Source organism: Mycobacterium sp. NGS48, from assembly GCF_059812585.1.
The window spans coordinates 45,046-70,675 of record NZ_JCALCY010000010.1 but is presented as its reverse complement, the minus strand read 5'-3'; the positions used below and the strand labels follow the sequence as shown (position 1 = coordinate 70,675).

The following is a 25,630-nucleotide window of genomic DNA, read 5'->3' as shown; positions in this document are numbered from 1 at the left end:
CGCGTGCGGCGCCGGGTGCCACGTCGAACAACGGCTCCGTCAACACAGGCTGCCAGCGCGGCTGCGACGCAAAACACACTTCGCATACAGTTATGTCATGCCTGCCAAATCAGATACTGCCGAAATCGGCGATGTGGAACCTTTAGCTGACAGCACCGCGCGCCAGGCCAGGCGGGTAGTCGCCGCCTACGCGAATGACGCCGACGAGTGCCGCATTTTCCTGTCGATGCTCGGTATTGGACCAGCGAAAACCGAGAGTTAAATGGCTCCCGGGGGCGGCAAGAGCTCGAAAGACTCAGGCCCCGGGGATTCCGACTTCGTGGTGGTCGCCAATCGGCTGCCCATTGACATGGAGCGGCTTCCCGACGGGAGCACCACCTGGAAGCGCAGCCCGGGCGGGCTGGTCACTGCTCTCGAGCCGCTGCTGCGGCGTCGGCGTGGCGCCTGGGTCGGTTGGCCGGGCATTGTCGACGCCGACGAAGATCCGATCGATGCGGAAGACCTGCGGCTTCATCCGGTACGGCTGTCCGCCGAGGACGTCGCCGAGTACTACGAAGGGTTTTCCAACGCCACGCTGTGGCCGCTGTATCACGATGTCATCGTCAAGCCGATCTACCACCGTCAATGGTGGGACCGCTACGTCGACGTCAACCGCCGGTTCGCCGAAGCCGCCTCACGCGCTGCGGCCAGGGGCGCGACGGTGTGGGTGCAGGACTACCAGCTGCAACTCGTCCCCAAGATGCTGCGTGAGCTACGGCCGGACCTGACCATCGGATTTTTCTTGCATATCCCGTTTCCGCCGGTGGAACTGTTCATGCAGATGCCGTGGCGCACCGAGATCGTCGAAGGGCTGCTCGGCGCCGACCTGGTCGGCTTCCATCTGGCCGGTGGCGCGCAGAACTTCCTGATCCTGTCCCGACGTCTGGTCGGCGCGAACACCTCTCGCGGATCAGTGGGGGTGCGGACGCGGTTCGGCCAGGTGGAGGTGGATTCCCGCACCGTGCGGGTGGGCGCCTTCCCGATCTCCATCGACGCGGGCGATCTGGACCACAAGGCCCGGGATCGCGCCATCCGGCGGCGCGCAAGAGAGATCCGGGCCGAGATCGGCAATCCTCGCAAGGTGCTGCTCGGCGTCGACCGGCTGGACTACACCAAGGGCATCGACGTTCGGCTGAAGGCGTTCTCCGAACTTCTCGCCGAGGGCCGCGCCAAGCGCGACGACACCGTGCTGCTGCAACTGGCCACCCCCAGCCGCGAACGGGTCGAGAGCTATCAGATCCTGCGCAACGACATCGAACGCCAGGTCGGCCACATCAACGGTGAGTACGGCGAAGTCGGCCATCCGGTGGTGCATTATCTGCACCGTCCGGTCCCGCGCGACGAGCTCATCGCATTTTTCACGGCCGCCGACGTCATGCTGGTCACGCCGCTGCGCGACGGGATGAACCTGGTGGCCAAGGAGTACGTCGCCTGCCGCAGCGATCTCGGCGGCGCACTGGTTCTCAGCGAATTCACCGGCGCCGCAGCTGAACTCAAGCAGGCCTACCTGGTCAACCCGCACGACACGGAAGGCATCAAGGACGCAATCGAGGCCGCGCTCAACCAGTCCGAGGAGGACGGCCGACGCCGGATGCGGGCCATGCGCCGTCAGGTGCTTGCCCACGACGTGGACCGCTGGGCCCGGTCGTTTCTCGATGCGCTCGCCGATGCGCGACCCCAGAACAGCTGAATCGTTGCCGCCGGCGCTGCGACGCTGCGATACTCAACGCGTGAAAATCTTCCGCGGCCTGAGCGCCGCTGCCGGCGTGGCACTGGTGGCTGTGGGATCCGCGAGCCCCGCCCAGGCGCTGGGCCCGCCGCCTGACGGTATCTACACGTTCACCGAAGAGGGTGTGCCGGCAGGGACTTGGAAGATCACCGCGCTGTGCGACCCGATATCCCGCCAGCGTGCCATTCCCGACTTCACCGACCCCGTCATCGCCGCAGACCTTTGCGCACTTAATGTCTCGAGCACGACACCGCGTGTCATCTCTGTCGGCGAGAAGCGGGCGAACTACATCGGACGGGCCCGGTTGACAAGCGATCTGTGGACATTCAAGGTCGGGAAGTCCAATGGCGTGTCATGTCCGGACGGCAGTACCGCGGCGTCAACGGACACCTACGCCTTCGACGACGTATCGCTGACCGGCACCCACACGAGCCTCCACGGCGCGGTGTGCGGTATGGAGCCGGCGATGACGAAAACACCGTTCACGCTGGCGCTCAAGGGACCGCTGCCCAACCCGGTCGAGCGCTACCCGCTGGAGTGTGACCCGATCGGCAGTTGCCGCTGAGCCGAACTGCCCGGCGGGCTAAATCGGTGTGATGTAGTTGATCAACCACTTTCCGCCGACGCGCTTGTAGTCCACCCGCAATCGGCTGCCGTCGTAGACCGGTTGCCGGGATTTATCGGTCACCGTGCGGTTCAGGTAGACCATGACCGACGCCGAATCACGTTTGGCTGCCATGACTCCCACACCGACAACGTTGGCCTGGACGACCACTTCACGTTTTTTGGCTTCCGGGATGATCTGCTGGGTGGCGCTCTTTTCGAACTCCTGCCGATAGCCGGGCGTGAGCAGCTGATAGGTGGCGGTCAGGCTACGCTCGACCGTCTGGTAGTCGTAGCCGAACACCTGCGGTATCTCCTTGGCGGCCAACGGCGCCAGGACGGCCCGCGCCGACTGCTCGCCGTGCGCCTGCACCCGGTCCCAGTAGAACCAGCCTCCGGCCGCGGCCAACCCGACGAAGGCTGTGGTCATCAGGCTGACGGCGGCGGCGATCAACCACCGCATCAATTGCCACCCTCCGGATACTTCAGGTCATATCCGGTCATCCGTCCAGTGTCGTCCTGGTGCACGATGACTCGCATCCGGTAGGGCGACGACGGCTTGTTGACACCGTCGAGGTCGGTCACGGTGACCCGCACCGACACCAGCACCGACGCGTTGTCGGTGACATCGTCGACGCCTTCCAGCGCGGCGCCGTTGACGACCACTTCTGAGGTGGCGTCGGTGTGGCGGTACAGGGTCTTGATGTTCTCGGCGTTGCTGCTGAGCATGCCACGCAGCGGCCCGCTGGTGCCGTCGACCGCTCGAGTCACGCTCTCATCGATGGTCTCCTGGGTATAGCTGAACATATTGACCACCGTCTGGGTGGCAGTGTCGACGAAGCGCTGGTCGCGCGCCCGCTGGGCGTCGGCATCGCGCTGCTGGAAGAACAACAGGGCCACCCCGGCAGTCAGCGCTGCGATCCCAACCAGTCCGGCCGTCACCGCGATTGCGCCCACCAGCCGGCGATGTGCGGGCCGGCGTGGCGGCGGCCCGAGCGGCGCGGCCCGCCGCTTGGCTGGTTCGGACGGTGTCTCTACGTGGACCGTGGTAGCGGTAGCCGGCTCACCGCCGGTCGGGCCGGCCGCGCGCGAAGCCCGCCGACGCGTGTGGCGCTTCGTCGGCTCGGGGTTCGTCGGTCGTCGACCCGCCGCGCCCGGCCCGGCCGCGCTTGCGGTCGGCTCGGCGTCGGTCACAACTGCCTCGGATCGCGCATCAGGTCCACCCAGTTCTCCGCGGTCGATGGTCTGCCGGGCGCGAAGATACCAGTGCCGCCTGACGGGTCCTGGAAAGTTCCAGTGGCCTGGTCATACGTCGTGTAGGCCGCACCGCTGGCCTGCGGCACCGGTCCGGGCGGCGGGCCCCATGGCTTCTCCGCCGGTGGGCCTTGCGGCGGATTGATCCCGATCGGCGGTGGCGGCGGTGGTTGGTTCTTCGGGAACGGGATTTGCGGTGGCTGCGGCGGGTAGGGCGCCGGCGGTATCCACGCCTGCCGGCCATCGGTCCCGCCGGTGTTGGGCGGCGGCGGGACCGGGAACGGCTGGTGCGGAGCGGGACCGGGTCCGGGGACCACACCAGGCGGGGGCGGGCCCACTATCGGTGTACCCGGGTCAGGGTCGGCGCCCGGCGGGATATACGGGAAATGGTTGGGCGGCGTGACGTTCAGCCCGTTGGTCATCGGGGTGCCGTACGGGATCGGCGGTCCGCGCCACGGGTTGGTGCCGATTGGCACGTAGCCGCGCGGGTCGCGGCACAGTGCGACCGTCGGCGCCCGCTTGCCCGGGAATTCCTGGCAGGGGTAGTTGCGCGCGCCGCGTACGGTGGATGCGTCGTTCTGGGCGGTCTTGCAGTACATATCGGTCGGGATTTCCCGCACCGTCTCGTCGGCGGGTGTGCGGATCATCGGCGGCGGGATGAAGCCGGTGTTGCAGGGCGGCGGGTCGATATTGATCTTGAAGTCCAGCTTGGCGCCCTCGTCCTGGGGTACGCCGTTGGCTGAAGTGGTGATCGCGGCGAACAGCGCCGGCAACACCACCAGCAGGTGCTCGATCGATTTGTGGTAGATGACACCAACCCGTCCCAGGTTGGCCAGGCTGGCCGCCAGCATCGGGAATGACGGACGGATGCCGGAGAACGCCGTGTTGGCTTCGTCGGCCGCGGAGGGAACCACCGCCAACAGCTCGCGAAGCTGCGGGTCGGCCTGCCGCACCTCGGACGTGAATCGCGCCAGCCCGTCGGCCAGCGACTTGATGTCGTCACCCGAGCGGATTTGAGCTTGCAAGAACGGGCCTACCTGATCGATCAACTGCGAAGTCTGCGGATAGTAGGCGTTGGCCTCATCCACCAGCAGCCGCGACGACTCGATCAGTCTTGCCAAATCCGGGCCGGTTCCGTTGAACGCCTTGAACGTCTCGTGCAGCAGCTCCCGCAGCCGGGTGTCCGCCACGCTATTGACCAGCGTCTCGGACTGGCGCAGCAGCGTGGCGACGTCCTGGCCGATCCGGGTGTTCTGCTGGCCGATCCGAGATCCGTTGTGCAGCTTGGCCGCCGCCGGGCTGTCGCCGGGTACCAGGTCGACATACTGCTCCCCGATGGCCGACACGCTCTTCACCGTGGCAGTCACGTTCGACGGGACCGTAGTTCCACTGTTGAGCCGCATGACCGCATCGACGCCGTTCGAGTTCAGCGTCACCGACTCCACCCGGCCGACCTCGACACCGCGGTAAGTGACGTTGGCGTTCTTGTACAAACCGCCACCGGCGACGAAGTCCGCGGTCACCTGGTAGGTACCGACGCCCAGCGCAGCGGGCAACCGTAGGTAGAACGTCGCCATCACGGCAACCGTGATCACGGTGACCACCGCGAAGATGGCCAGTTGCGTTCTGGTCAGCCGGTCGATCATCAGTTCTGCCCTCCGACCGCCCCGGGCGGAATCTTGAACGGGTCAGCCGCCTGGCCGGACAGGTTGGCCATCGAGCCGATCAGCCAGTCCGGCGGGTTGAGGATCTCGTCCATGTGACGCATGTTCGGGTCCAAAACCGATGTGGTGAAGAATGTTTCACCCAGCCGGCGCACGGTCAGGTCGAACGTGGTGAACACGTTGAGGTAGTCACCGCGCACCGCCTGCTTGATGCCGTAGTTCGGGAATGGGAACGTCAGCAAGAGCTGCAGCGAGCTGACGAATTCTTTCTTGCTGTCAGCGATCGCTTTGGTCGCCGAGTAGATGTATTTGACGTCCTCGGTGAAGTCGACCTTGGTTTGCGCGAGCACATGCGACGTCACCGTCGCCATCTTCTTGAGCGCGGCAAACGCCTCGACGATGTGGTCTCGATTCTTGTTGAGAACCAGCAGCGCCTCCGGCAGCGAGTCCAGCGCCCGTCCGAGACTGTCCTTGTTGTGCGCCAGGATCGTCGAGAACCGGTCCAAGCCGTCGAGGGCGGCGATGATGTCGTTGACTTGATTGTTCAATCCCGCGGTCAGCTCCGCGAGCCGCGGCACCAGGCCCTCGAATGCGCCTTCCCGGCCTGCCACCGCGCGATATGTCTCGTCGGTGATCTCTTGCAACGCGCCGAGATTACCTTTGTTGACCACCACACCCAGCGCCGAGAGCACCTCTTCGGTGGTGGGATAGCGACTGGTGTGCGACTCCTGGATGGTCGAACCGTCGGCTAACCTGCCCGCCGGATTCTTCTTCGGAGCAGCCAGTTCGATGTGCTGGGAGCCCAGCAGTGAGGTCTGCGCCACCTTGGCGGTCGAATTTGCCGGCAGCACCACGTTGCGGTCCAGCGCCAACTTGACTGCGGCAAAGAAACTTCCGTCCGGGCGCTGCACCGCGTCGATTCCCGAGACGCTGCCGACGGTGACGTCGTCGACCATGACCGGCGAGTTCTGCGGCAGCGTTGCCACGTCGGCCAAATCCACGGTGATCGAGTAAGCGCCAATGCCGTGACCGGCGGTGCCAGGCAGTGCGATGGAGTTCAAGCCGCCGAACTGACAGCCGGCGAGCAACACGCTGCCTACCCCGATTACTATGCTGCACCGCAGTTTTCGACTCACCCGCCGGCTCCCTGTTCGGCGGGCAGCGGGGCGATCGGCGCGCCGGCGGGCGCCGGCGCCGGTCCGGGTGCCGGACCGCTGGGCGCGCCGGGGGCGGGCGGAACGAACAGCGCCTGCAAGTCGTCCGGGTTGGGCGGAGTAACACCGGGCGCCGGTATCCAGGTCAGCTCCGGAATCGGCGTCTGCGCCTTCGCTTCGGTGGCCGGCGTGTCATAGATGATCTGGCCCTTGTAGGCGGTGATCGAGTTGATCGGGTGGAACATCATCGGCGGGTAGTTCGCCGTCAACCGGCGTAGCGGCGGACCCAGCCGCTGCCGGCAGATCTCGGCGCGCTTGTAGTAGTCCGGCGCGACCAGACCGGCAGCAGTGTCGAACGAGCCGCCGCAGATGAACTGAACCGGGTTGGCGAATTCCGGAAGCGACAACAAACCATTCAGTGTGCCCTGCGCAGGGTCATAGATGTTGTAGAAGTTGCTGATCCCCGGACCGGCAACGTGCATCACCTGTTCGATGCTCTCGCTCTGGTCGCTGAAGGTCTTGCTCAAATCGCCCACCTTGTTGACCGTTCCGATCAACGTCGAGTTGTTCTCGTGCAAAAAGCCTTTGACATCGTTGAGCGCCTGGTTGAGCGTGCCAATGGTCTGATCGAGATGGTCCGAGCTGTGGGCGAGCACCTGCGACACCGAGGCCACATGCCCGGAGAACGCGACGATCTGTTCGTTGCTCGACGACAGCGCTTCGACCAACACCTGCAGGCTCTTTACCGCGCCGAAGATGTCGGTGCGCGAATCGCCCAACCGGCCGGCGGCTTGCGACAGTTCGGTTAGCGCGCTGTGAAACGAATCGCCGGTGCCGTCGAAGGTGTCCGCGGCCTGGTTGATCACCTTGCCCAGCGGTCCCTGCATCTGTCCTGCTGCCGGACTGAGCCGGTTGGCCAAATCCGTTAACGCTTCTTTGACCTCGTCCCATTCCACCGGCGTGGCGGTGCGAGACAAGTCGATGCTTGCCCCGTCAGGCATTGCCGGCCCGCTGGTATAGGCGGGGGCGAGCTGAATGAAGCGCGCTGCCACCAGGTTCGGAGCCATGATGATCGCCCGGGCATCCTGGGGGACTTTGACGCCGCGGTCTACCGACATGGTGATCTTCACGTCCGCCGCGCGCGGTTCGATCGAGTCGATCTTGCCCACCGGCACCCCGACAATGCGGATTTCGTCTCCGGGATAGAGCCCGACAGCGGACGTGAAGTAGCCGACGATCTTGTGACCGGTGCGAGCCGGCCAGACCAGGTAAGCGCCCGCAGCGATGAGAACCGCGAGCGCGACGGCCAGCGTCAGCCGCAGCGTTCGGCTGCGTTGTTGGAGGACGGAGAGGATCGTCATGGCGACTGCGGCCTAATGATCCACCGCTCCTGGATCAGCCCGCGCAGGTAATCTGCCAAGCTGTCCGGGATCTTGCCGGGCTGGAAGACGGCGTCGAACATGATCCCGACGATCGGTGCCGGTATCGCGCCGTACACGTTGACATTGAATCCGGGTCCCGAGCCAACCACCTCACCCAGCGTGGTCGCGTATGAAGGCAGTCGTTTGAGCGCCTCACTGATGTACTCGTGGCGCTCGTTGAGCTGATCCAGCACCAGGTTGAGTTTGGAGAGCGACGGGCCGAATTCCTTGCGGTTGTCGGCGACGAAACCGGAAAGCTGGTGGGAGACATCGTCGATCCCGGCGATCAACTGACCCAGAGCAGCACGGCGCGCATCTAACGCGGCGAACAATTGGTTACCGTCCAGGATCAGCTGGTTGACCTGGCCGGCGCGGTCAGCCAGGATGGCCGTCACCGACTTCGCGTGTGCCAGCAGGCTTCCCAACGCTTCGTCGCGACGGTTCAGCGTGCGAGACAATGACGTCACGCCGTCCAGGGCACCACGCAACTGCGGGGTGGCATCCTGCAGCGAATCGGTGAGAACCTGCAGCGACTTTTCGAACTGGTCCTTGTCCAGGTCGCCGGAGTTGCGGCCCAGATCCTGCAGCGCGGAGTTGAGGGCATACGGTGTCGTCGTCCGGCTCAGCGGGATCGCCGTTGCGCTACCGCTGCCCGCCGGGGTCACCGCGATCGCTCGCTGACCCAGGATGGTGTCGGTCCGAATCGATGCCAGCGACTGACTGCCGACGGCGACGTGGCGGTCCACGGTGAAGGACACCTTGGCGGCGTCCCCGGCCAGCGCGACCGACTTCACCTGGCCCACTTTGATACCCGATACGTAGACGTCGTTGCCGGGCGTGATGCCGCCGGCGTCGGTGAAGTAGGCGTCGTAACCGCGGCCCTGCGGCCAGAACGGCAGTCCGGTGTAGCCGAATGCGACCAACACGATGCAGATCACCAGGGTCATTCCGAAGATGCCGGTCCGCAGCGGATCGCGGCCTTCTGCTCTATTTGGCAAAAGCGCACCTCCCCTTGCTGGGGTCCGGTTGGCCGCCCATCGGGATCAGGATGTCGCTACCGGCCGGCCCGTTGATCTTGATCGACACTGCGCAGAAATAGATGTTGAAGTACGCCCCGTACGCACCGAGCGCGGACAGCCGCAGATAGTCCTCGGCCAGCTGCTCGATGTCGTTGTTCACCTCGTCTTGGCGATCGTGAAGTTCGGTGGCGATGGGCCGGGTGTTTTCGATGACGCCCTGCAGCGGCCGGCGTGCGCCCTTGAGCAACTCGGTCAAATCCGCGGTCGTGGATGCCAACGGCGGGATTGCACCGGCCACCGCGTCGCGGTTCCGCGCCAGCCCGGTGATCAACTGCTGCAGCTGATCGACGCTGGCCGAGAATTGTGCGCCCTTGTCGTCGACGGTGGTCAGCACGGCGTTGAGGTTGGTGATCACGTCGCCGATGACCTGGTCACGTGCGCCCAGCGCCGAGCTGAAGGCATTGGTGTCGGCCAGCAGGTTGGACAGCGCTCCGCCCTGACCCTGCAGCAGTTGGATCACGTAGCCGCTGATCGTGTTGACCTTGTCGGCGTCCAAGCCTTTGACCACCGGGCGCAGGCCACCGAGCAGCGCATCGAGATCGAGCGCCGGCTGGGTGTGGTTCCGGTCGATGGTCGCGCCCGCCGGCAACTTGCGCAGCTCGCCGGGACCGGAGGTGATCTCCAGGAACCGGTCGCCTACCAAGTTGTCGTAGCGGATCACCGCTCGGGTCGACGAATACAGCGTGTAGCGCTTGTCAACGGTGAACGCCACGTCAACACTGTTGTCGCGGTTGAGCTTGACACCTTTCACCGCGCCGACCGGCACACCGGAGATGCGGACCTTCTGCCCGGACTTCAGCTTCGTCGCGTCGGAGAAGTTGGCGTGATACGCGTTCGACGGGCCGAACCGGAACTCACCGAAGACCACCACCAGCCCGAGGGCGACCAGCAGCATGGTCACGGTGAAGATGCCGACCTTCACCATCATCGAGCGGTGCGACTCGTACCCGGCGGCCATCAGAAGTCGTCCCGTTCTGCGAAAGCTCCGTGGAACAGGAACTGCAGCGTCGACGGCGCATCCACCTGCATTTCGGTGAACGGCTCGTACGGGATGTAGGCGTTGTCGGTGACCAGGAACGGTGACCGGAACCAGGAGCCGCCGGTCTGCTTGGTCGGAATGTCAGGTAGCCCACGGCAATTTGGGCCGCCGGAGGCGTTGACGATCGGCAGGCTCTCCGGATAGGTGTACGACGGCGCGCCCAGAACAAAGCTCGACGAGGTGAACAGACCGGCCTTGTTCACGCCGAGCAGCGGCGCGAACTCGTCGAGACCCCGCTGGATTCCCCTGAACATGCAGCCGAACTCCGGCGAGTAGTCGCCGGCGACCTTCAGGGGAGCTCGCAGCCGCTTGATGGCGTCGATGAGGTCTTGCTCAGCGGGCGCCAGCGTGTCATAGATGTTGTTGGACAGGCCAATTGCCGCCAACAGCGTGTCATTCAAGTTGCCTTGCTGGTCCACGACGGTCTTGGCGATCGTCGGCGTGTTCTGAAAGACGGTGACGAGGTCGGGTGCAGCGGCCGCGTAAATGTTGGCCACCTCGGCCACCTTGGCGAAGTCTTGCCGCAGGGTCGGCAATTGCGGGTTTGCCTGTTGGGTGAGGGTATTCGTACCCGCCAGCAGCGCGCCCAGGTCATCGCCGTGACCGCGCAGCCCCTCGGCGACGGCACTCAGGGTGGCGTTGAGGTCCACCGGGTCGATCTTGTGCAGCAGATCGATCAGCGACTGGAACAACGTGTTGACTTCCAGGGAAACCGTGTCCGCCTTCAGGTGCGCTCCCGGACGAAGGGAATTCGCCGACGGTGTCTGCGGCGGAATGAATTCCACCGACTTGGCCCCAAAGATGGTGTTGCTGGCGATATGGACGGTGGCATTGGACGGAACGAAACGCAGCTCTCGGCTGTCGATAGCCAACTCGAGCTGGGCCTGCTCGTCGGCGTATCTGATGTTCTTGACCTTGCCGATCTGGATGCCGCGGTATTTCACTTTGTTGTCGCGGTCCATCACCAGCCCGGCGCGCGGCGCGGTCAGCGTGACGGTGTCGGTCGAGGAAAATGCGGCGTTGTAGGACAGGTACGTCAACAGCGCAAAGCCCACTAATAGAGAGGCCAGCAGCGTTGCTGCCAGCCTGACGTGTGTGCGTCGCGCGCCCGTGCTTGCCATCGCTCCCTCTACCGGATTCCCTGGCTCGGTTTCATCGCTTCGCTGTGCATCGTCGCCTGCCTACCCGGAGAGGTTGAAGTTACCGGACGCGCCGTAAACAGCCAGCGAGATGAACAAAGTAATGACCACGACGACGATCAGCGACGTGCGGACCGCCTGGCCGACCGCCAGGCCGACGCCCACCGGCCCGCCAGAAGCGTTGTAGCCGTAATACGTATGGACCAGCATGACCGCAATCGACATCACGATGGCTTGCAGGAACGACCACAGCAGGTCGGTCGGATTCAGGAATGTATTGAAGTAATGGTCATACAGTCCCGCCGACTGACCGTTGATGAACACGGTGGTGAACCGAGCGGCGAAAAATGAGGCCAGCACGGCCAACGAATACAGCGGGATAATCGCGATCAGGCCGGCGATCAACCGGGTGGATACCAGGTAGGAAACCGAGTGCACGGCCATCGATTCGATCGCGTCGATCTCCTCGGCCACCCGCATCGCGCCGAGCTGTGCGGTGGTACCGGCGCCGATAGTGGCGGCCAGCGCAATTCCGGCCACCACCGGGGCGACGATGCGGACATTGAGAAACGCCGACAGAAAACCGGTCAAGGCCTCGATGCCGATGTTGCCCAACGACTCGTAGCCCTGCACCGCGATGACACCACCGGATGCCAACGTCAAAAACGCTGCGACCCCGACCGTTCCGCCGATCAGCACCAACGCGCCGGTGCCCATCGTCATCTCGGCGATCAGCCGGACGGTCTCTTTGCGGTAGCGAGTCAGCGCATTCGGGATGTAGCGCATCGATTCGCCGTAGAACAGCGCCTGCTCACCGAAGCTGTCGACCGGTCCGGCGAATCGGGAGAAGAAGCGGCGAAAGCGCAGCGTGGCGTCGTAACTCATGGGCTTACCGGCTCAGCACCCGGACGCCGATCGCCGTCATGATCACGTTGATCACGAACAGGCAGATAAACGCGTAGACGACGGTCTCGTTGACGGCGACGCCGACCCCTTTCGGGCCGCCCTTGACCGTCAGCCCCCGGTAGCAGCCGACCAGGCCGGCCACCACACCGAACAACAGCGCCTTGACCTCGGAGAGCACTAACTCGCCCAGGTGCGTCAGTACGGTCAGCCCGTTGACGAAGGCGCCCGGGTTGACGCCTTGCAGCAACACCGAGAAGACGTACCCGCCGGCGATCCCGATCGCCGAGACCAAGCCGTTGAGCAGCAACGCGACGAACGTCGATGCCAACACCCTGGGCACGACCAGACGCTGGATGGGGTCGATGCCCAAGACCCGCATGGCGTCGATCTCCTCGCGGATGGTCCGGGCGCCGAGGTCTGCACAGATCGCAGTGGCGCCCGCACCGGCCACCACCAGCACGGTGACGACGGGACCAAGCTGGGTGATGGTGCCGAAGGCGGTTCCCGCTCCGGACAGGTCGGCTGCGCCGAGTTCGCGCAACAGGATGTTGAGGGTGAACGCCACCAGGACCGTGAACGGGATGGCTACCAGCAGCGTCGGGATCAGCGAGACCCGGGCGATCATCCAGGTCTGGTCGAGAAACTCACGGAACTGGAATGGGCGTCGAAAACTTTTGCTGAACGTCTCTAGGGACATTTCGACGAATCCGCCCACGGCCCGGGCCGGAACCGCAAGTTGTTCGATCAACCTGGTCCCTTTCTCCCGCGGCAGCCTGCAACTTGGAGCGAAGCTATACTTCTCCGGTCGGCGCCGTCAAAGCTGTCTTCTGAGCGGACGACGCTCCGCGTGAGCTGGATCATATTAACTAGAACAGGTTCGCAGTGTCAAAGAACTGCAAAATTAGGTCAAGGTTAGTAGTTTGACCAGGTCAGAAGCTATTGTGATCCAGGTCATTCTGTAACGTGTTCTAGCTGCATTGAGCCGGGACGCCTGTCTCCCGACCGGATCAAGAGTCCATCAAGCTGGACGCGGCAAAGTTCACCTCGGGGTCGCGTTCAGCAAAGTAATCGTGCAACGTTGCGCTGAGTTCGCCAGCATCCCACGCCTGCGCATCTGAGGTGAATTGACGTTCTGCAGTCGGCGCCGCCACCAGCGTGACCCGGGGTCCGTAGACGATGAAAACCTGGCCGTTGACCGCTTCAGCCGCCGGGGAGGCCAGGAAACGGACCAGCGTGACGACGTGCTCGGGTGAGAGCGGATCGATCTGGCCCGAACCGACCTCAGGTGCCTCGCCGAAGACCTCGGCGGTCATCGCGGTCCGCGCTCTCGGGCAGATCGCATTGGCGCAGACCCCGTAGCGGCCCAGCGCCCGCGCGGCAGACAGGGTCAGCGCGGTAATGCCGGCTTTGGCGGCACCGTAATTGGCCTGCCCGACCGGACCGACCAGACCTGCTTCCGACGACGTGTTCACGATCCGGCCGTAGACCGACCCACCGGCTTCCTTGGCCTTGGACCGCCAGTAGGTGGCCGCGTTGCGGGTAAGCAGGAAGTGGCCGCGCAGGTGCACCGCGATGACGGCGTCCCAGTCCTCGTCGGACATGTTGAACAGCATCCGGTCGCGTGTGATCCCGGCGTTGTTGACCACGATGCTCAGGCCGCCCAGGCCGTCGGCGCAGCTGACCAGTTCGTCGGCGGTTGAGCGCTGGCTGATGTCGCCGGCCACTGCGACCGCCTTGGCGCCGGCGGCGCTGATCTCGTCGAGGACGTCGGATTCGTCCAGCGCCGTGGCGATGTCATTGACGACGACGCTGGCGCCGGCTCGGGCTAAGCCGATCGCCTCGGCACGTCCCAAGCCAGCGGCCGCACCGGTGACCACCGCGACCTTCCCAGACAGGTCGGTCGCGTTCGTGCTGCTAGTCAATTTATGAATACCTCTAGTCTTCGCGTTTCAGGGCCGCGCGCGGGCATTCGGCAATGGCCTGCTCGGCCAGCGCCTCCCGATCGGCAGGAATCGGATCGGTTTTGACGACGGCGTAATCCTCGTCGTCCAGTTCGAAGACATCCGGCGCGATTCCTACGCATATCGCGTTGCCCTCGCACCGATCGCGGTCCACTATCACTCGCACGGGATCCTCCTTGGGCGTTTCCGAGTGCCGGTATTCCCACCATACGACGGAAGGTCGGGCGAATCGGCCGCTGGACCCCCAGACTAGAACGTGTTACAACCAGGGAGGTAAACGGGATCCCGAAGGGACGGCCAATGCGCATCAGTTATACCCCGGAGCAGGAGGAACTGCGCCGCGAACTGCGGTCGTACTTCGCCAAGTTGATCACCCCCGAGCGCCGCGAGGCCCTGAGCTCGACGTCGGGTGAGGTCGGTGAAGGCAACGTCTACCGGGAGACGGTCGCCCAGATGGGCAAGGACGGCTGGCTTACGCTGAACTGGCCGAAAGAGTACGGCGGCCAGGACCGCTCCCCGATGGATTCGCTGATCTTCGCCGACGAGGCCGCGGTCGCCGGGGCGCCGGTGCCGTTTTTGACCATCAACAGCGTCGCGCCGACCATCATGGCCTTCGGCACCGAGGAACAGAAGAAGTTTTTCCTGCCCAAGATCGCGGCTGGCGACCTGCATTTCGCTATCGGCTACTCCGAGCCCGGCGCAGGTACCGACCTGGCGAACCTACGGACCTCAGCGGTGCGCGACGGTGACGACTACATCGTCAACGGCCAGAAGATGTGGACCAGTCTGATCGCCTACGCCGACTACGTGTGGCTGGCGGTGCGCACCAACACCGAAGCCAAGAAGCACCGCGGCATCTCGATGTTGATCGTCCCGACCGCTTCGGACGGCTTCTCCTGGACACCGGTGCACACCATGGCGGGCGTGGACACCAGCGCCACCTACTACCAGGATGTCCGGGTACCGGTGGCCAATCGGGTCGGCGAGGAGAACGGCGGGTGGAAGCTGGTCACCAACCAGCTCAACCACGAGCGCGTCGCACTGGTGTCCGCGCAACCGATCATTTTGGCGCTCAACCAGGTCCGCGAATGGGCGCAGAACACCAAGGATGGCGGTGGAGCCCGGCTGATCGACTCCGAATGGGTTCAGCTCAACCTGGCGCGCGTGCACGCCAAGGTCGAGGTGCTCAAGCTGATCAACTGGGAGTTGGCGTCGGCGGCCGACGCCGCCCCGTCGCCGGCGGATGCGTCGGCCGCCAAGGTGTTCGGCACCGAGCTGGCCACCGAGGCCTACCGGCTGCTGATGGAGGTGCTCGGCACCGCCGCGACGGTGCGGCAGGATTCGCCCGGCGCGTTGCTGCGCGGTCGGGTCGAGCGGATGCACCGGGCCTGCCTGATTCTCACCTTCGGCGGCGGCACCAACGAAGTCCAGCGCGACATCATCGGCATGGTGGCGCTGGGTCTGCCCCGAGCCAACCGGTAAAGGATTCTGATGGACTTCTCGACAACCGAAGCGGCGCACGACCTCGGTGATTTGGCCGGCACGATCGTCGACGCCGTCTGCACACCGGAGCACCAACGAGAATTGGACGGCCTGGACCAACGGTTCGACCGCGACCTTCTGCGCAACCTCATCGAGGCCGACATTTTGAGCACCGCGGCTCCGGAGTCGCTGGGCGGCGGCGGGTACGGGGTGTTGGAGCAGACCGCCGTGCTGGTTGCGCTGGGGCGGGGGCTGGCCGCAGTGCCGTATCTGGAGTCGGTGGTGCTGGCCGGTGGCGCGCTGGCCCGGTTCGGCTCGGCGGAACTTCAGCAGCAGTGGGGTGCGCCAGCGGTGAGCGGCGAGAAGATCCTCACCGTGGCGCTGGACGGTGAAATGGGCGACGGGCCGGTGCAGGCCACGCGTTCCGGTGAGGGCTACCGGCTGACCGGAACGCGTACTCAGGTCTTTTACGGGCCGGTTGCCGATGCATTTTTGGTGTCGGTCGAAACCGATTCCGGCACAGCAGTCTTCCTGGTTACTGCTGAAGAGGTATCGGCGACCGCGCTGGAGACCACCGGTCTCGGCAGTGTGGGACACCTGCGGCTCGACGGAGTCGAGGTGGGCGATGCGCGGCGGGTCGGCGGCGACGAGGTGGTCGCTTGGCTTTCCACGCATGCTGCGTTGGGTCGCAGCGCATTTCAGCTCGGTGCGCTGGACCGCGGGCTGCAGTTGACCGCCGAATATGCGCGCACCCGCGAACAATTCGATCGTCCGATCGGCAGCTTCCAGGCGGTCGCCCAGCGGCTGGCGGACGGCTACATCGACGTCAAGGGTTTGCGGTTGACGCTCACTCAGGCAGCATGGCGGCTGGCTGAGGACTTGCCTGCCGACATCGAGGTGGCGACCGCGGCGTTCTGGGCTGCCGACGCGGGACACCGCGTGGCGCACACCATTGTTCACGTACACGGCGGTGTCGGTATCGACATCGACCACCCGGTGCACCGCTACTTCCTGGCGGCCAAAGAGACCGAGTTCGCGCTGGGCAGCGCCACCGGGGCGCTGCGCAAGATAGGTCGTGAACTGGCGGACACGCCTGCGTGACTCACGATCTCCCGACTGTCACCGACCTACTCAAGCCGTTGGTCGACGTCGACGATCGTGGCGTCTACTTCGAAGACTCGTTCACCAGTTGGCGTGAGCACCTTCGGCACGGCGCAGCGGTGGCCGCCGCGTTAGGCGAGCGGCTCGACCCCGTGCGGCCACCCCACGTCGGGGTGCTACTGGAAAACACTCCGTTCTTCTCTGCCCTGCTGGTCGCGGCCGGGCTATCGGGCATCGTGCCAGTCGGACTCAACCCCGTCCGCCGGGGCGCCGCGCTGGGCCGCGACATCGACCACGCCGATTGCCAGTTGGTGCTGGCCGATTCGAAATCCGCTGCGGCACTGGGTGATATGCCGCATATCGACGTTGACTCGACGGCCTGGGCGGACGAGGTGGCCGCACACGCGGATGCACAGGTGCGGTTCCGGTCCGCGACGCCCGCCGATCTGTTCATGCTGATCTTCACCTCCGGCACCAGTGGTGATCCGAAAGCAGTGAAATGCAGTCAGGGCAAGGTCGCGATCGCCGGTGTGACAATGACCGAACGTTTCGGGCTCGGTCGCGATGACCGCTGCTATGTGTCCATGCCGTTGTTCCACTCCAACGCGGTGCTGGTCGGGTGGTCAGTGGCCGTGACGTGCCGCGGCTCAATGGTGTTGCGCCGCAAGTTCTCGGCCTCGGGATTCATTCCCGATATCCGACGCTACGGCGTCACCTACGCCAACTATGTGGGCAAGCCGCTGTCGTATGTGCTCGCCACTCCCGAGCTGCCCGACGACGCCGGCAACCCACTGAAAGTGGTGTACGGCAACGAGGGCGCGCCGGCAGACGTGGAGCAGTTTGCCCGCAGATTCGGCTGTATCGCCGTCGACGGCTTCGGTTCTACCGAGGGCGGAGTCGCGATCGCCCGCACACCGGACACGCCGGAGGGCTCGTTGGGTCCGCTGCCCGACGGCATCGGGATCATCGACGTCGACACCCGTGTCCCCTGCCCGCCCGGAGCGATCGGCGAGTTGGTGAACATCGCCGGCCCGGGCCGGTTCGAGGGTTACTACAACGATCCGGAGGCTGACGCGCAGCGGATGGCCGACGGTGTCTACCACAGCGGTGACTTGGCTTACCGCGACGAGAATGGCTACGTGTATTTTGCTGGGCGGCTCGGTGATTGGTTGCGGGTCGATGGGGAGAACCTCGGCACAGCGCCGATCGAGCGGGTGCTGGCCCGCTACCCGGGGGTCAGCGAGGTCGCGGTGTACGCCGTGCCCGACCCGGCCGTCGGTGACCAGGTGATGGCCGCAGTGGTAATGGCCCCGGGCACGGAATTCGATGCCGACACGTTCCGCGCATTCCTGGCCGAGCAGTCCGATCTGGGGCCCAAGCAGTGGCCGTGCTACGTCCGCATCAGTACGGCGCTGCCGCGCACCGCGACGTTCAAGGTGCTCAAACGCGAGCTCTCGGCCGAGGGGGTCGACTGTGTGGATCCTGTGTGGGCGATCAGGCGCGAGTAGGCGCCACCGAGATCGACTTGGTGTCCAGGTAGCTCTCAATTCCTTCGCGGCCCAATTCCCGCCCGTAGCCGCTGGACTTGACGCCGCCGAACGGCGCGTAGGGGTCCATCGTGTAACCCTGGTTGATACCGAAGGTGCCGGTGCGGATGCGGGCAGCCAACTCCACCCCACGGTCGGGGTCGTCGGTCCATACCGACCCTGCCAGACCGTAATCGGAGTCGTTGGCGATGCGCACCGCGTCGTCGTCGTTGCGGTAGCCGATAACGGTGAGCACTGGTCCGAAGATTTCTTCGCGGGCAATCCGCATGGTGTTGTCGGCGTCGGCGAACAGCGTGGGCCGTACGTACCATCCGCGCTCGACGCCATCCGGCATGCCGATGCCGCCGGTGATCAGCCGGGCACCTTCGGCCTGGCCGGTCTGGATGTAACCGGTCACCCGCTCCTGTTGCCGCCGCGCGACCAGCGGGCCCATCTGGGTCGCGGAATCGGTAGGGTCACCGACGACAATCGTCTGCATCTCGGTCGCCAGTGCGTCGATGAAACCGTCTCTTCGACTGTCCGGCACCAGGATTCGGGTTAACGCGTTGCAAATCTGTCCGCTGTTGGACAGGCTGGCTGACCGGATTCCGGCCGCCACCGCGCCCGGGTCGGCATCGTCGAGGACGATTGCCGCGGATTTGCCGCCAAGCTCCAGGCTCACCTGTTTCAAACCGGCGGCACAGGTTTCGGCTACCCGCCGGCCCGCATCCGTCGATCCGGTGAACGACACCTTGTCCACGCCGGGATGGCCGACCAGGTACTCGCCGATGTCGGCCCCGCCGGGCAACACGCTGACCACACCGGGCGGCAGCTCGAGTTGCTCGATGAGCTCAGCGAGCAGCAGGGCGTCCAGCGGCGATTCCGGCGCCGGCTTGAGTACCACGCAACAACCGGCCAGCAGCGCCGGCACCAGCTTGGTGACGATCAGGAACTGCGGCATGTTCCACGGCACGATCGCGGCGACCACCCCGACCGGTTCGCGGCGAATGTGGATATCGGCGCCGTAGCGGCCGGCCCGAAGCTCGTGCCACGACAGGCTTTCGGCCAGATCACAGAACGCGGCCATCATCATCCACGGCAGTCCGACCTGGGCGCGCTGGGCGAAGCTGATTGGAGCGCCGATCTCAGTGGTGATGAGCTCGGCCATCTCCGAGCGGCGCTCACCGTAGCGTTTGGCCAGTCGCCGCACCGCGGTAATGCGTTCGGCGGGATCGAGCCGCGGCCACGGCCCCTGGTCGAATGCCTCCCGCGCGGCCGCCACGGCAGCGTCGACGTCCGCAGGTCCGGCCGACGCCACGTGCGCGACGGGTGCTTCGGTGGACGGCGAGATCACCTCGATCACGGAATCGCTGCGCGGCGATGACCAGCTCCCGCCGATGAACAGTGCGTCTTGTCGCTGCACACAAACCTCCCCGCGCGCCCCGGAATATCAACTACTTGCGATTGCGGTCTCGAGCATATACGGTCAGCGCTGCAGGCGGGTGGTCGTGAGCGACAGGAGTAGACATGGCTCGTTTCCCCAAGCCGCCGGAAGGCAGCTGGACGCAGCACTACCCGGATCTCGGAACCGGTCCGGTGTCCTACGAGGATTCGATTTCACCGGAGTTCCACGAACTCGAACGGGCGGCGATCTTCAAGCGGGCCTGGCTGAATGTCGGCCGTGCCGAGCAACTTCCGCGCAAAGGCAGCTACTTCACCAAGGAGCTGAAGGTTGCCAACACCTCGATCATCGTGGTGCGCAACATGACCGGTGACATCACAGCGTTCCACAACATTTGCCGCCACCGCGGCAACAAGCTGGTGTGGAACGACATGCCGCGGGAGGAAACCAGCGGCTTTTGCCGCCAGTTCCGGTGCAAGTACCACGCGTGGTGTTACGACCTGGACGGCCACCTGACCCATGTCCCGCAGGAAAACGAGTTCTTCAACCTCGACAAGAACCGTTACGGGCTGGTGCCGGTGCACTGCGACGTATGGGAAGGCTTCATCTTCGTCAACTTCGCCGCCGAACCCGAGCAGTCGCTACGGGAGTTCCTGGGCCCGATGATCACCGACCTAAAGGGCTATCCGTTCGGCCAACTAACGTCGCGGTGGTGCTATCGCTCAGATGTCAAAGCGAACTGGAAGCTTTACCTGGACGCGTTCCAGGAGTTCTATCACGCCCCGGTGCTGCATGCCAACCAGTCACCGACCAAATACTCCAAGGCGGCGGCGGAAGCCGGCTTCGAGGCGCCGCACTACCGCATCGACGGGCCGCACCGGCTGGTGTCGACTTCGGGTGTGCGGGCGTGGGAGATGGATGACGAGATGCGCAAGCCCATCGAAGACATTTGCCGCAGCGGGCTTTTCGGGCCGTGGGACAATCCGGATGTCGGCACGCTGCCGGCCGGCGTCAACCCGGCGAACTGCAACCCGTGGGGACTCGACTCGTTTCAGATCTTCCCCAACTTCGTGATCCTGATCTGGGGACAGGGCTGGTATTTGACCTATCACTACTGGCCGACCTCGTATAACAGCCATGTCTTCGAGGGCACCCTGTACTTCCCGCCGCCGCGCACTCCGCGCGAACGTGTCGCCCAGGAGCTGGCGACGGTGACCTTCAAGGAATTCGGTCTGCAGGACGCCAACACACTGGAGGCCACTCAGTCGATGGTCGAATCGCGTGCGGTTGACCGATTCCTCCTCAACGACCAGGAGGTGCTGCTGCGGCACCTGCACCACGAGACCGCACTGTGGGTCGACGACTACCAGCGCAACTCGGTGGGGGTCTGATGACGGCTCACCTGCCACCCGAATTCGCAGACCTGGAACAGTTTTCCGATTGGTGTCTGGCAAGCGAACCCCGGCGCTACCACAAGCGGCTCACCAGCACGATGGTCCAGATGCAGTCCTTCTACGACGCCATCACACCGCGCGCCGAGGATGCGCTGGCTTATTGCGACATGTTCAGCCTTGACGACATGCCCGACGACGTCATGAACCTGATGTATCTGCTGTACTCGATGATCATGGTGTCCTTCCCGGTCGAATGCTGGAAGCAGCCGCGCATTCCCGACTCGGGCGCATCGACGTTGGATTGCGTCAGCGAACCCGTGCCGTGATCGTTCTGCGAGCCGCCCGCTGGGCGGACGTCGACTCCGGACAGGTGCACTCACCGGCGGTGATCGTGATTGACGATGACCGGATCACCGCGGTCAATCCGCCTGAGCTACCGTCGGATTCGGCGTCCGAGATCGACCTCGGCGATGTGACGCTGCTACCCGGGCTGATGGACATGGAACTCAACCTGCTCATCGGCGGCCCCGGCGGACCGGAAGGGTTGCCGTCGCCGATGCATGGCGTGCAGGACGACCCGGCCTACCGCACCCTGCGCGGCGCGGTAAACGCCCGCACCACCCTGGATGCGGGTTTCACCACAGTGCGCAATCTGGGCCTGATGGTCAAGACCGGCGGTTACCTGCTCGACGTAGCACTGGAACGCGCGATCGATCAGGGCTGGCATGCCGGTCCACGGATCGTGCCGGCCGGGCATGCCGTCACACCCTATGGCGGTCACCTGGATCCGACCGTCTTCCAACGCCTGGCCCCAGGCATCATGCCGCTGTCGGTAGCCGAAGGCATCGCCAATGGTGTACCCGACGTGCGCGCCTGCGTGCGCTACCAGATCCGCCACGGCGCCAAGGTAATCAAGGTGTCGGCCTCAGGCGGCGTCATGTCGCACAGCACCTCGCCGGGCTCGCAGCAGTACTCCGACGAGGAGTTCGCCGCGATCGCAGACGAGGCCCACCGCGCCGGGATCCGGGTGGCCGCCCACGCGATCGGCGACAGCGCGATCCGGGCCTGCATCAACGCCGGCATCGACTGCATCGAACACGGTTTCCTGGCCACCGACGACACCATCCAGATGATGGTCGACCACGGCACCTTCCTGGTTTCAACCACGTATCTCACCGAGGCGCTTGCGGTCGACCGGGTGGCACCCGAGCTTCGCAAGAAGGCCGCCGAGGTATTCCCGCAAGCTAGATCCATGCTGCCCAAGGCAATTGCCGCCGGGGTGCGGATTGCGTGCGGCACCGATGCGCCCGCAATACCGCATGGCCAGAACGCCAAGGAACTCTGCGCACTGGTCGATCGCGGCATGACACCGATGCAGGCGATCCGCGCGGCAGTCGTGACCAGCGCCGAGCTCATCGACGCGGACCACGAGCTCGGCCGGCTGGCGCCTGGCTATCTCGCCGACATCATCGCTGTACCCGGCGACCCGTCCCGCGACATCACCGCCACTTTGGACGTGTCGTTCGTCATGAAAGACGGTCGCGTTTACAAGCAGCCGTTAGTCCGCTGAGGAAAACGAGCATGGAACTCACCGACAATATCTTGTGGCTGCTGAAGCAGGCCTTCCACTTCTCACTCAAAACCGTCAATGATGCGATCAGCAGCCACGGGGTGACCACCGCACAGATCGGCCTGATGCGTCAATTGGCCAATGAACCCGGCCTGTCCGGTGCCGAGCTGGCGCGCCGGCTGCTGATCAGTCCGCAGGGCGTGCAGTTGGCGATCACCGCGCTGGAAAGCCGCGGCCTGGTGGAGCGCAAACAGGACCCGCAGCACGGCCGGATCCTGCAGTCCTATCTCACCGACCAAGGCCGCGCGGTGGTCTCGGCCGTACTCGCCGATGCGCTGGCCGCTCACGAAAGGGTTTTCGGCGTGCTGGATGCAGACGAGCAACAACTGCTGCACGACCTGCTGGCCCGGGTGGTCGAACAGGGCACCGGCAATCCGCTCTACACGGATCATCATGAATCAAGTACTTGATACTAGTCGCAAGTACTTGATATCCTGCTGTGTGATGGAGCAGACGACGAACGACGCTGTCACGGAGGAAGTGACGATTCAGCTTGAGCGGCACACCACCGTAGTCCCGTATCGAGACGGCAACACCGTTCTGCAAACCGCTCGCATGGCTGGGCTGTCGGCGCCGTCGTCGTGTGAAACCGGCTCGTGCGCAACCTGTATGGCTCGCTTGGTGGGGGGCAGCGTGCGGATGCTCAACAACGACGCGTTGAGCGAGGAGGAAGTCGCCGACGGCTGGATACTCACCTGCCAGTCGCTGCCGACCAGTCGTTCGGTGCGGGTGGTCTATGACTAGTCAGCGAGTTGCTGCGGTGACCGGCGGCGCGTCGGGCATGGGTGAAGCCACCTGTCACGAGCTTGGCCGCCGCGGGCACAAGGTCGCCGTTCTCGATCTCAACGGCCAAGCGGCCCAGCGGGTTTGCGACGAGCTGCGAAGCGATGGCGTCACCGCACTGGCGGCGGAGGTGGATGTCACCGATCGCCAAGCGGTCGAGGAGGCGTTCGCCAAGGTACGCAGTGAGCTCGGCCCGGTAGGCGTTTTGGTGACCAGCGCGGGGATGGTGGGTTTCGAGCCGTTCAGCGAGATCACCCCGGAGTCGTGGCAGCGGATCATTGATGTCAACCTCACCGGCACGTTTCACTGCTGCCAGGTGGCGCTGCCCGACATGGTGGCCGCGGGCTGGGGCCGCATCGTGATGATCTCGTCGTCGTCCGCCCAGCGCGGTTCTCCGGGCATGGCCCACTATGCCGCTTCGAAGGGTGCGCTGATCAGCCTGACCAAATCGCTGGCGCGCGAATATGCCGGTGCGGGAATCACGGTCAACAACATCCCGCCGTCAGGCATCGAGACCCCAATGCAGCGCCAATCACAAGCCGACGGAAACCTGCCGTCGAACGAGACGATGGCCGCTCAGATTCCGGTGGGACACCTCGGCACCGGTGATGACATCGCGGCGGCGGTCGGGTTCTTATGCTCGCAGGAGGCGGGATTTATCACCGGACAGGTGCTCGGCGTCAACGGCGGAGCAGTGATGTGACAGGAGATGATTCACGTGGCGAGATGGCCTAAACCAGCGGAGGGCAGCTGGACCGGCCACTACCCCGATCTGGGGACCGGGCCGGTTTCCTTCCGAGATTCCACGTCACCGGAGTTCTATGCGGCCGAACGCGAGGCGATCTTCCAGCGCGCCTGGCTCAACGTCGGCCGCATCGAGGACGTCCCGCGCGTCGGCAGCTACTTCACCAAGGACATCGCGGCAGCAGGCACGTCGATCATCGTGGTCAAAGGCAAAGACAAGGTGGTGCGCGCCTTCCACAACATTTGCCGCCACCGCGGAAATAAGTTGGTGTGGAACGACTTCCCCAATGCGGAAACCAAGGGCGTGTGCCGACAGTTCACCTGTAAATATCACGGCTGGCGCTATGACCTGGACGGTGCGCTGACGTTCGTACAGCAGCCAGGAGAGTTCTTCGATCTCGACACCGACTGCTACGGGCTGCGTTCGGTGCACTGTGACATCTGGAACGGCTTCATCTTCGTCAACTTCGATCCCGAACCGCGGCAAAGTCTGCGGGAGTTTCTCGGACCGATGATCACCGGACTTGACGATTACCCGTTCCATAAGCTCACTGAACGCTACGACTGGGTGGCCGACAACAACAGCAACTGGAAGATCTTCGCCGACGCGTTCCAGGAGTACTACCACGTCCCCGCGTTGCACCCACAACAGGTTCCACCCGCGGTGCGCGACCCCAACGCCGGATTCGAATGCGCCCATTTCCAGATCGACGGGCCACACCGCTTGGTGTCCACCGCCGGCACCCGCCGCTGGCTGATGGCACCGGAGTACATGTATCCGATCGAACGAGCCACTCGCAGTGGTCTTGTCGGGCCCTGGCGGACCCCGGATTTGGGTGACCTGCCCGCCGGGCTCAACCCCGGCGGCATCGATCCATGGGGCATCAGCAACTTCCAGATCTTCCCCAACCTGGAGATCCTGATCTACGGCGGCTGGTACCTGATCTACCGGTATTGGCCGACCTCCCACAACACCCACCGGTTCGAGGCCTACACCGCATTTCACCCCGCTCGCAGCGTGCGTGAGCGCATCGAACATGAGGTCGCCGCCGTGGTGCTCAAAGAGTTCGCGCTGCAAGACGCCGGCATGCTGGGCGGCACCCAGGCCGCACTGGAAACCGGCATCGTCGACGACTTCCCACTCAACGATCAGGAAGTCCTGGTCCGCCACCTGCATAAGGCGGTCGGCGACTGGGTCGCCGAATACCAACGCGAGCACGAACCTGCGGGTGTGGCCCATGTCTGAGCCGCTTCTGCCCAGTGCCTTCGCCGAACTCGAGCCCTACGCCGAAACCTGGTGTCTACCGACGGAATCCGAGCGGTGGGATAGACGAATGGCCAGCAGCATGGCCGACATGCGGGAGTTCTACGACGCCTTTTTCCCGCGGCTGGAAGAGGCAATCGAGTACTGCGACAAGTTCTCGCTCGACGACCTGCCCGACGACGCGCTGCATCTGCTGCAGCTCATCTACTCGCTGATCATGGTCGCCATGTCAGTCGAGGTCATGCATCAAATCAAACCCACCGACGCCGCCGACGCCGTCATGACTCGAATCAGCGAACCGGTGCCGTGAGGAAAG

The 25,630-nt window shown here is 64.6% G+C and carries 26 protein-coding genes and 1 pseudogene; 14 read left to right on the top strand and 13 right to left on the bottom strand.

Annotated elements, in window-relative coordinates; genetic code table 11:
* The first annotated feature begins 97 nt into the window (after window positions 1-97).
* From AC5Y42_RS17465 to AC5Y42_RS17455, 3 genes are read left to right on the top strand one after another with little or no spacing between them, the layout of a single operon-like run.
* Complete coding sequence (locus tag AC5Y42_RS17465) at window positions 98-262, top strand: hypothetical protein (RefSeq protein ID WP_156657405.1); 165 nt, start codon at window positions 98-100, stop codon at window positions 260-262.
* On the top strand, window positions 263-1,729 hold the full coding sequence (locus AC5Y42_RS17460; RefSeq protein WP_499899855.1) for an alpha,alpha-trehalose-phosphate synthase (UDP-forming): 1,467 nt from the start codon (window positions 263-265) through the stop codon (window positions 1,727-1,729).
* Window positions 1,730-1,769: 40 nt separating this feature from the next.
* A complete protein-coding gene (locus AC5Y42_RS17455; RefSeq protein WP_499899854.1) occupies window positions 1,770-2,333 on the top strand; it encodes a hypothetical protein in 564 nt (187 codons plus the stop codon).
* A gap of 18 nt (window positions 2,334-2,351) precedes the next feature.
* Here the strand turns inward: AC5Y42_RS17455 and AC5Y42_RS17450 are convergent, their stop codons facing one another.
* The 12 genes from AC5Y42_RS17450 to AC5Y42_RS17395 all read right to left on the bottom strand — a co-directional run bounded on the left by AC5Y42_RS17450 (window position 2,352) and on the right by AC5Y42_RS17395 (window position 14,154).
* Window positions 2,352-2,834, bottom strand: coding sequence for a mammalian cell entry protein (locus tag AC5Y42_RS17450; RefSeq protein ID WP_499899853.1), 483 nt, complete (start codon window positions 2,832-2,834; stop codon window positions 2,352-2,354).
* Complete coding sequence (locus AC5Y42_RS17445) at window positions 2,834-3,565, bottom strand: Rv1363c family protein (protein WP_499899852.1); 732 nt, start codon at window positions 3,563-3,565, stop codon at window positions 2,834-2,836. The genes AC5Y42_RS17450 and AC5Y42_RS17445 overlap by 1 nt, the downstream gene beginning before the upstream one ends.
* Entirely contained in the window at window positions 3,562-5,271 is a 1,710-nt protein-coding gene (locus tag AC5Y42_RS17440) for an MCE family protein (RefSeq protein WP_499899851.1), read from the bottom strand. The genes AC5Y42_RS17445 and AC5Y42_RS17440 overlap by 4 nt, the downstream gene beginning before the upstream one ends.
* Window positions 5,271-6,425, bottom strand: a complete 1,155-nt coding sequence (locus tag AC5Y42_RS17435; protein WP_499899850.1) for an MCE family protein — start codon at window positions 6,423-6,425, stop codon at window positions 5,271-5,273. The genes AC5Y42_RS17440 and AC5Y42_RS17435 overlap by 1 nt, the downstream gene beginning before the upstream one ends.
* Complete coding sequence (locus AC5Y42_RS17430) at window positions 6,422-7,804, bottom strand: virulence factor Mce family protein (protein ID WP_499899849.1); 1,383 nt, start codon at window positions 7,802-7,804, stop codon at window positions 6,422-6,424. Before AC5Y42_RS17430 ends, AC5Y42_RS17435 begins: the two co-directional genes overlap by 4 nt.
* Window positions 7,801-8,862, bottom strand: coding sequence for an MCE family protein (locus AC5Y42_RS17425; protein WP_499899848.1), 1,062 nt, complete (start codon window positions 8,860-8,862; stop codon window positions 7,801-7,803). Before AC5Y42_RS17425 ends, AC5Y42_RS17430 begins: the two co-directional genes overlap by 4 nt.
* Window positions 8,852-9,901, bottom strand: coding sequence for an MCE family protein (locus tag AC5Y42_RS17420; RefSeq protein WP_499899847.1), 1,050 nt, complete (start codon window positions 9,899-9,901; stop codon window positions 8,852-8,854). The genes AC5Y42_RS17425 and AC5Y42_RS17420 overlap by 11 nt, the downstream gene beginning before the upstream one ends.
* Window positions 9,901-11,103 carry an MCE family protein gene (locus AC5Y42_RS17415; RefSeq protein ID WP_499899846.1) on the bottom strand — a complete coding sequence of 401 codons (1,203 nt, stop codon included), beginning with the start codon at window positions 11,101-11,103 and terminating at the stop codon, window positions 9,901-9,903. Before AC5Y42_RS17415 ends, AC5Y42_RS17420 begins: the two co-directional genes overlap by 1 nt.
* Window positions 11,104-11,163: 60 nt before the next feature.
* The gene (locus tag AC5Y42_RS17410; protein ID WP_499899845.1) at window positions 11,164-12,006 is read right to left on the bottom strand and encodes an MlaE family ABC transporter permease; all 843 of its coding nucleotides are present in this window, start codon (window positions 12,004-12,006) and stop codon (window positions 11,164-11,166) included.
* 4 nt (window positions 12,007-12,010) lie between these two features.
* Window positions 12,011-12,775 (bottom strand): MlaE family ABC transporter permease, encoded by a 765-nt coding sequence (locus AC5Y42_RS17405; RefSeq protein ID WP_499899844.1) that lies wholly within the window; start codon window positions 12,773-12,775, stop codon window positions 12,011-12,013.
* Window positions 12,776-13,034: 259 nt separating this feature from the next.
* Window positions 13,035-13,949, bottom strand: a complete 915-nt coding sequence (locus tag AC5Y42_RS17400; protein WP_499899843.1) for a 3-oxoacyl-ACP reductase — start codon at window positions 13,947-13,949, stop codon at window positions 13,035-13,037.
* Between the two features lie 13 nt (window positions 13,950-13,962).
* On the bottom strand, window positions 13,963-14,154 hold the full coding sequence (locus tag AC5Y42_RS17395; RefSeq protein ID WP_499899842.1) for a ferredoxin: 192 nt from the start codon (window positions 14,152-14,154) through the stop codon (window positions 13,963-13,965).
* 134 nt (window positions 14,155-14,288) lie between these two features.
* Between AC5Y42_RS17395 and AC5Y42_RS17390 the strand changes: the two genes are divergently transcribed.
* The 3 genes from AC5Y42_RS17390 to fadD17 are packed head-to-tail and all read left to right on the top strand — an operon-like array spanning window position 14,289 to window position 18,079.
* Complete coding sequence (locus AC5Y42_RS17390) at window positions 14,289-15,470, top strand: acyl-CoA dehydrogenase family protein (RefSeq protein WP_499899841.1); 1,182 nt, start codon at window positions 14,289-14,291, stop codon at window positions 15,468-15,470.
* Between the two features lie 9 nt (window positions 15,471-15,479).
* The gene (locus tag AC5Y42_RS17385; protein ID WP_499899840.1) at window positions 15,480-16,571 is read left to right on the top strand and encodes an acyl-CoA dehydrogenase family protein; all 1,092 of its coding nucleotides are present in this window, start codon (window positions 15,480-15,482) and stop codon (window positions 16,569-16,571) included.
* The gene (gene fadD17 / locus AC5Y42_RS17380; RefSeq protein ID WP_499899839.1) at window positions 16,568-18,079 is read left to right on the top strand and encodes a long-chain-fatty-acid--CoA ligase FadD17; all 1,512 of its coding nucleotides are present in this window, start codon (window positions 16,568-16,570) and stop codon (window positions 18,077-18,079) included. The genes AC5Y42_RS17385 and fadD17 overlap by 4 nt, the downstream gene beginning before the upstream one ends.
* Here the strand turns inward: fadD17 and AC5Y42_RS17375 are convergent.
* Entirely contained in the window at window positions 18,066-19,520 is a 1,455-nt protein-coding gene (locus tag AC5Y42_RS17375) for an aldehyde dehydrogenase (RefSeq protein WP_499899838.1), read from the bottom strand. The two genes, fadD17 and AC5Y42_RS17375, sit on opposite strands and share 14 nt — an antisense overlap.
* 104 nt (window positions 19,521-19,624) lie before the next feature.
* Between AC5Y42_RS17375 and AC5Y42_RS17370 the strand changes: the two genes are divergently transcribed.
* The 8 genes and pseudogenes from AC5Y42_RS17370 to AC5Y42_RS17335 all read left to right on the top strand — a co-directional run bounded on the left by AC5Y42_RS17370 (window position 19,625) and on the right by AC5Y42_RS17335 (window position 25,624).
* On the top strand, window positions 19,625-20,890 hold the full coding sequence (locus AC5Y42_RS17370; protein WP_499899837.1) for an aromatic ring-hydroxylating oxygenase subunit alpha: 1,266 nt from the start codon (window positions 19,625-19,627) through the stop codon (window positions 20,888-20,890).
* Window positions 20,890-21,219 (top strand): hypothetical protein, encoded by a 330-nt coding sequence (locus AC5Y42_RS17365; protein WP_499899836.1) that lies wholly within the window; start codon window positions 20,890-20,892, stop codon window positions 21,217-21,219. The genes AC5Y42_RS17370 and AC5Y42_RS17365 overlap by 1 nt, the downstream gene beginning before the upstream one ends.
* Complete coding sequence (locus tag AC5Y42_RS17360) at window positions 21,216-22,463, top strand: metal-dependent hydrolase family protein (protein WP_499899835.1); 1,248 nt, start codon at window positions 21,216-21,218, stop codon at window positions 22,461-22,463. Before AC5Y42_RS17365 ends, AC5Y42_RS17360 begins: the two co-directional genes overlap by 4 nt.
* An 11-nt stretch (window positions 22,464-22,474) precedes the next feature.
* Window positions 22,475-22,933, top strand: coding sequence for a MarR family winged helix-turn-helix transcriptional regulator (locus AC5Y42_RS17355; RefSeq protein WP_499899834.1), 459 nt, complete (start codon window positions 22,475-22,477; stop codon window positions 22,931-22,933).
* Between the two features lie 67 nt (window positions 22,934-23,000).
* Window positions 23,001-23,267: pseudogene (locus AC5Y42_RS17350) on the top strand (2Fe-2S iron-sulfur cluster-binding protein); the annotation flags it as partial.
* Entirely contained in the window at window positions 23,260-24,009 is a 750-nt protein-coding gene (locus AC5Y42_RS17345) for an SDR family NAD(P)-dependent oxidoreductase (RefSeq protein ID WP_499899833.1), read from the top strand. The pseudogene AC5Y42_RS17350 and the gene AC5Y42_RS17345, both read left to right, overlap by 8 nt.
* Window positions 24,010-24,024: 15 nt before the next feature.
* Window positions 24,025-25,296 carry an aromatic ring-hydroxylating oxygenase subunit alpha gene (locus tag AC5Y42_RS17340; protein WP_499899832.1) on the top strand — a complete coding sequence of 424 codons (1,272 nt, stop codon included), beginning with the start codon at window positions 24,025-24,027 and terminating at the stop codon, window positions 25,294-25,296.
* Window positions 25,289-25,624, top strand: a complete 336-nt coding sequence (locus AC5Y42_RS17335; RefSeq protein ID WP_499899831.1) for a hypothetical protein — start codon at window positions 25,289-25,291, stop codon at window positions 25,622-25,624. The genes AC5Y42_RS17340 and AC5Y42_RS17335 overlap by 8 nt, the downstream gene beginning before the upstream one ends.
* The last annotated feature ends 6 nt before the right edge of the window (window positions 25,625-25,630 follow it).

What these genes read in the sequence shown, in the direction of transcription:
- AC5Y42_RS17415 (WP_499899846.1), bottom strand. Translation starts at nt 11,103, where the DNA reads ATGGCAAGCACGGGCGCGCGACGCACACACGTCAGGCTGGCAGCAACG.
- AC5Y42_RS17345 (WP_499899833.1), top strand. Translation starts at nt 23,260, where the DNA reads ATGACTAGTCAGCGAGTTGCTGCGGTGACCGGCGGCGCGTCGGGCATG.
- AC5Y42_RS17385 (WP_499899840.1), top strand. Translation starts at nt 15,480, where the DNA reads ATGGACTTCTCGACAACCGAAGCGGCGCACGACCTCGGTGATTTGGCC.
- AC5Y42_RS17450 (WP_499899853.1), bottom strand. Translation starts at nt 2,834, where the DNA reads ATGCGGTGGTTGATCGCCGCCGCCGTCAGCCTGATGACCACAGCCTTC.
- AC5Y42_RS17370 (WP_499899837.1), top strand. Translation starts at nt 19,625, where the DNA reads ATGGCTCGTTTCCCCAAGCCGCCGGAAGGCAGCTGGACGCAGCACTAC.
- AC5Y42_RS17460 (WP_499899855.1), top strand. Translation starts at nt 263, where the DNA reads ATGGCTCCCGGGGGCGGCAAGAGCTCGAAAGACTCAGGCCCCGGGGAT.
- AC5Y42_RS17410 (WP_499899845.1), bottom strand. Translation starts at nt 12,006, where the DNA reads ATGAGTTACGACGCCACGCTGCGCTTTCGCCGCTTCTTCTCCCGATTC.
- AC5Y42_RS17390 (WP_499899841.1), top strand. Translation starts at nt 14,289, where the DNA reads ATGCGCATCAGTTATACCCCGGAGCAGGAGGAACTGCGCCGCGAACTG.
- AC5Y42_RS17420 (WP_499899847.1), bottom strand. Translation starts at nt 9,901, where the DNA reads ATGGCCGCCGGGTACGAGTCGCACCGCTCGATGATGGTGAAGGTCGGC.
- AC5Y42_RS17430 (WP_499899849.1), bottom strand. Translation starts at nt 7,804, where the DNA reads ATGACGATCCTCTCCGTCCTCCAACAACGCAGCCGAACGCTGCGGCTG.
- AC5Y42_RS17335 (WP_499899831.1), top strand. Translation starts at nt 25,289, where the DNA reads ATGTCTGAGCCGCTTCTGCCCAGTGCCTTCGCCGAACTCGAGCCCTAC.
- AC5Y42_RS17440 (WP_499899851.1), bottom strand. Translation starts at nt 5,271, where the DNA reads ATGATCGACCGGCTGACCAGAACGCAACTGGCCATCTTCGCGGTGGTC.
- AC5Y42_RS17355 (WP_499899834.1), top strand. Translation starts at nt 22,475, where the DNA reads ATGGAACTCACCGACAATATCTTGTGGCTGCTGAAGCAGGCCTTCCAC.
- AC5Y42_RS17365 (WP_499899836.1), top strand. Translation starts at nt 20,890, where the DNA reads ATGACGGCTCACCTGCCACCCGAATTCGCAGACCTGGAACAGTTTTCC.
- AC5Y42_RS17465 (WP_156657405.1), top strand. Translation starts at nt 98, where the DNA reads ATGCCTGCCAAATCAGATACTGCCGAAATCGGCGATGTGGAACCTTTA.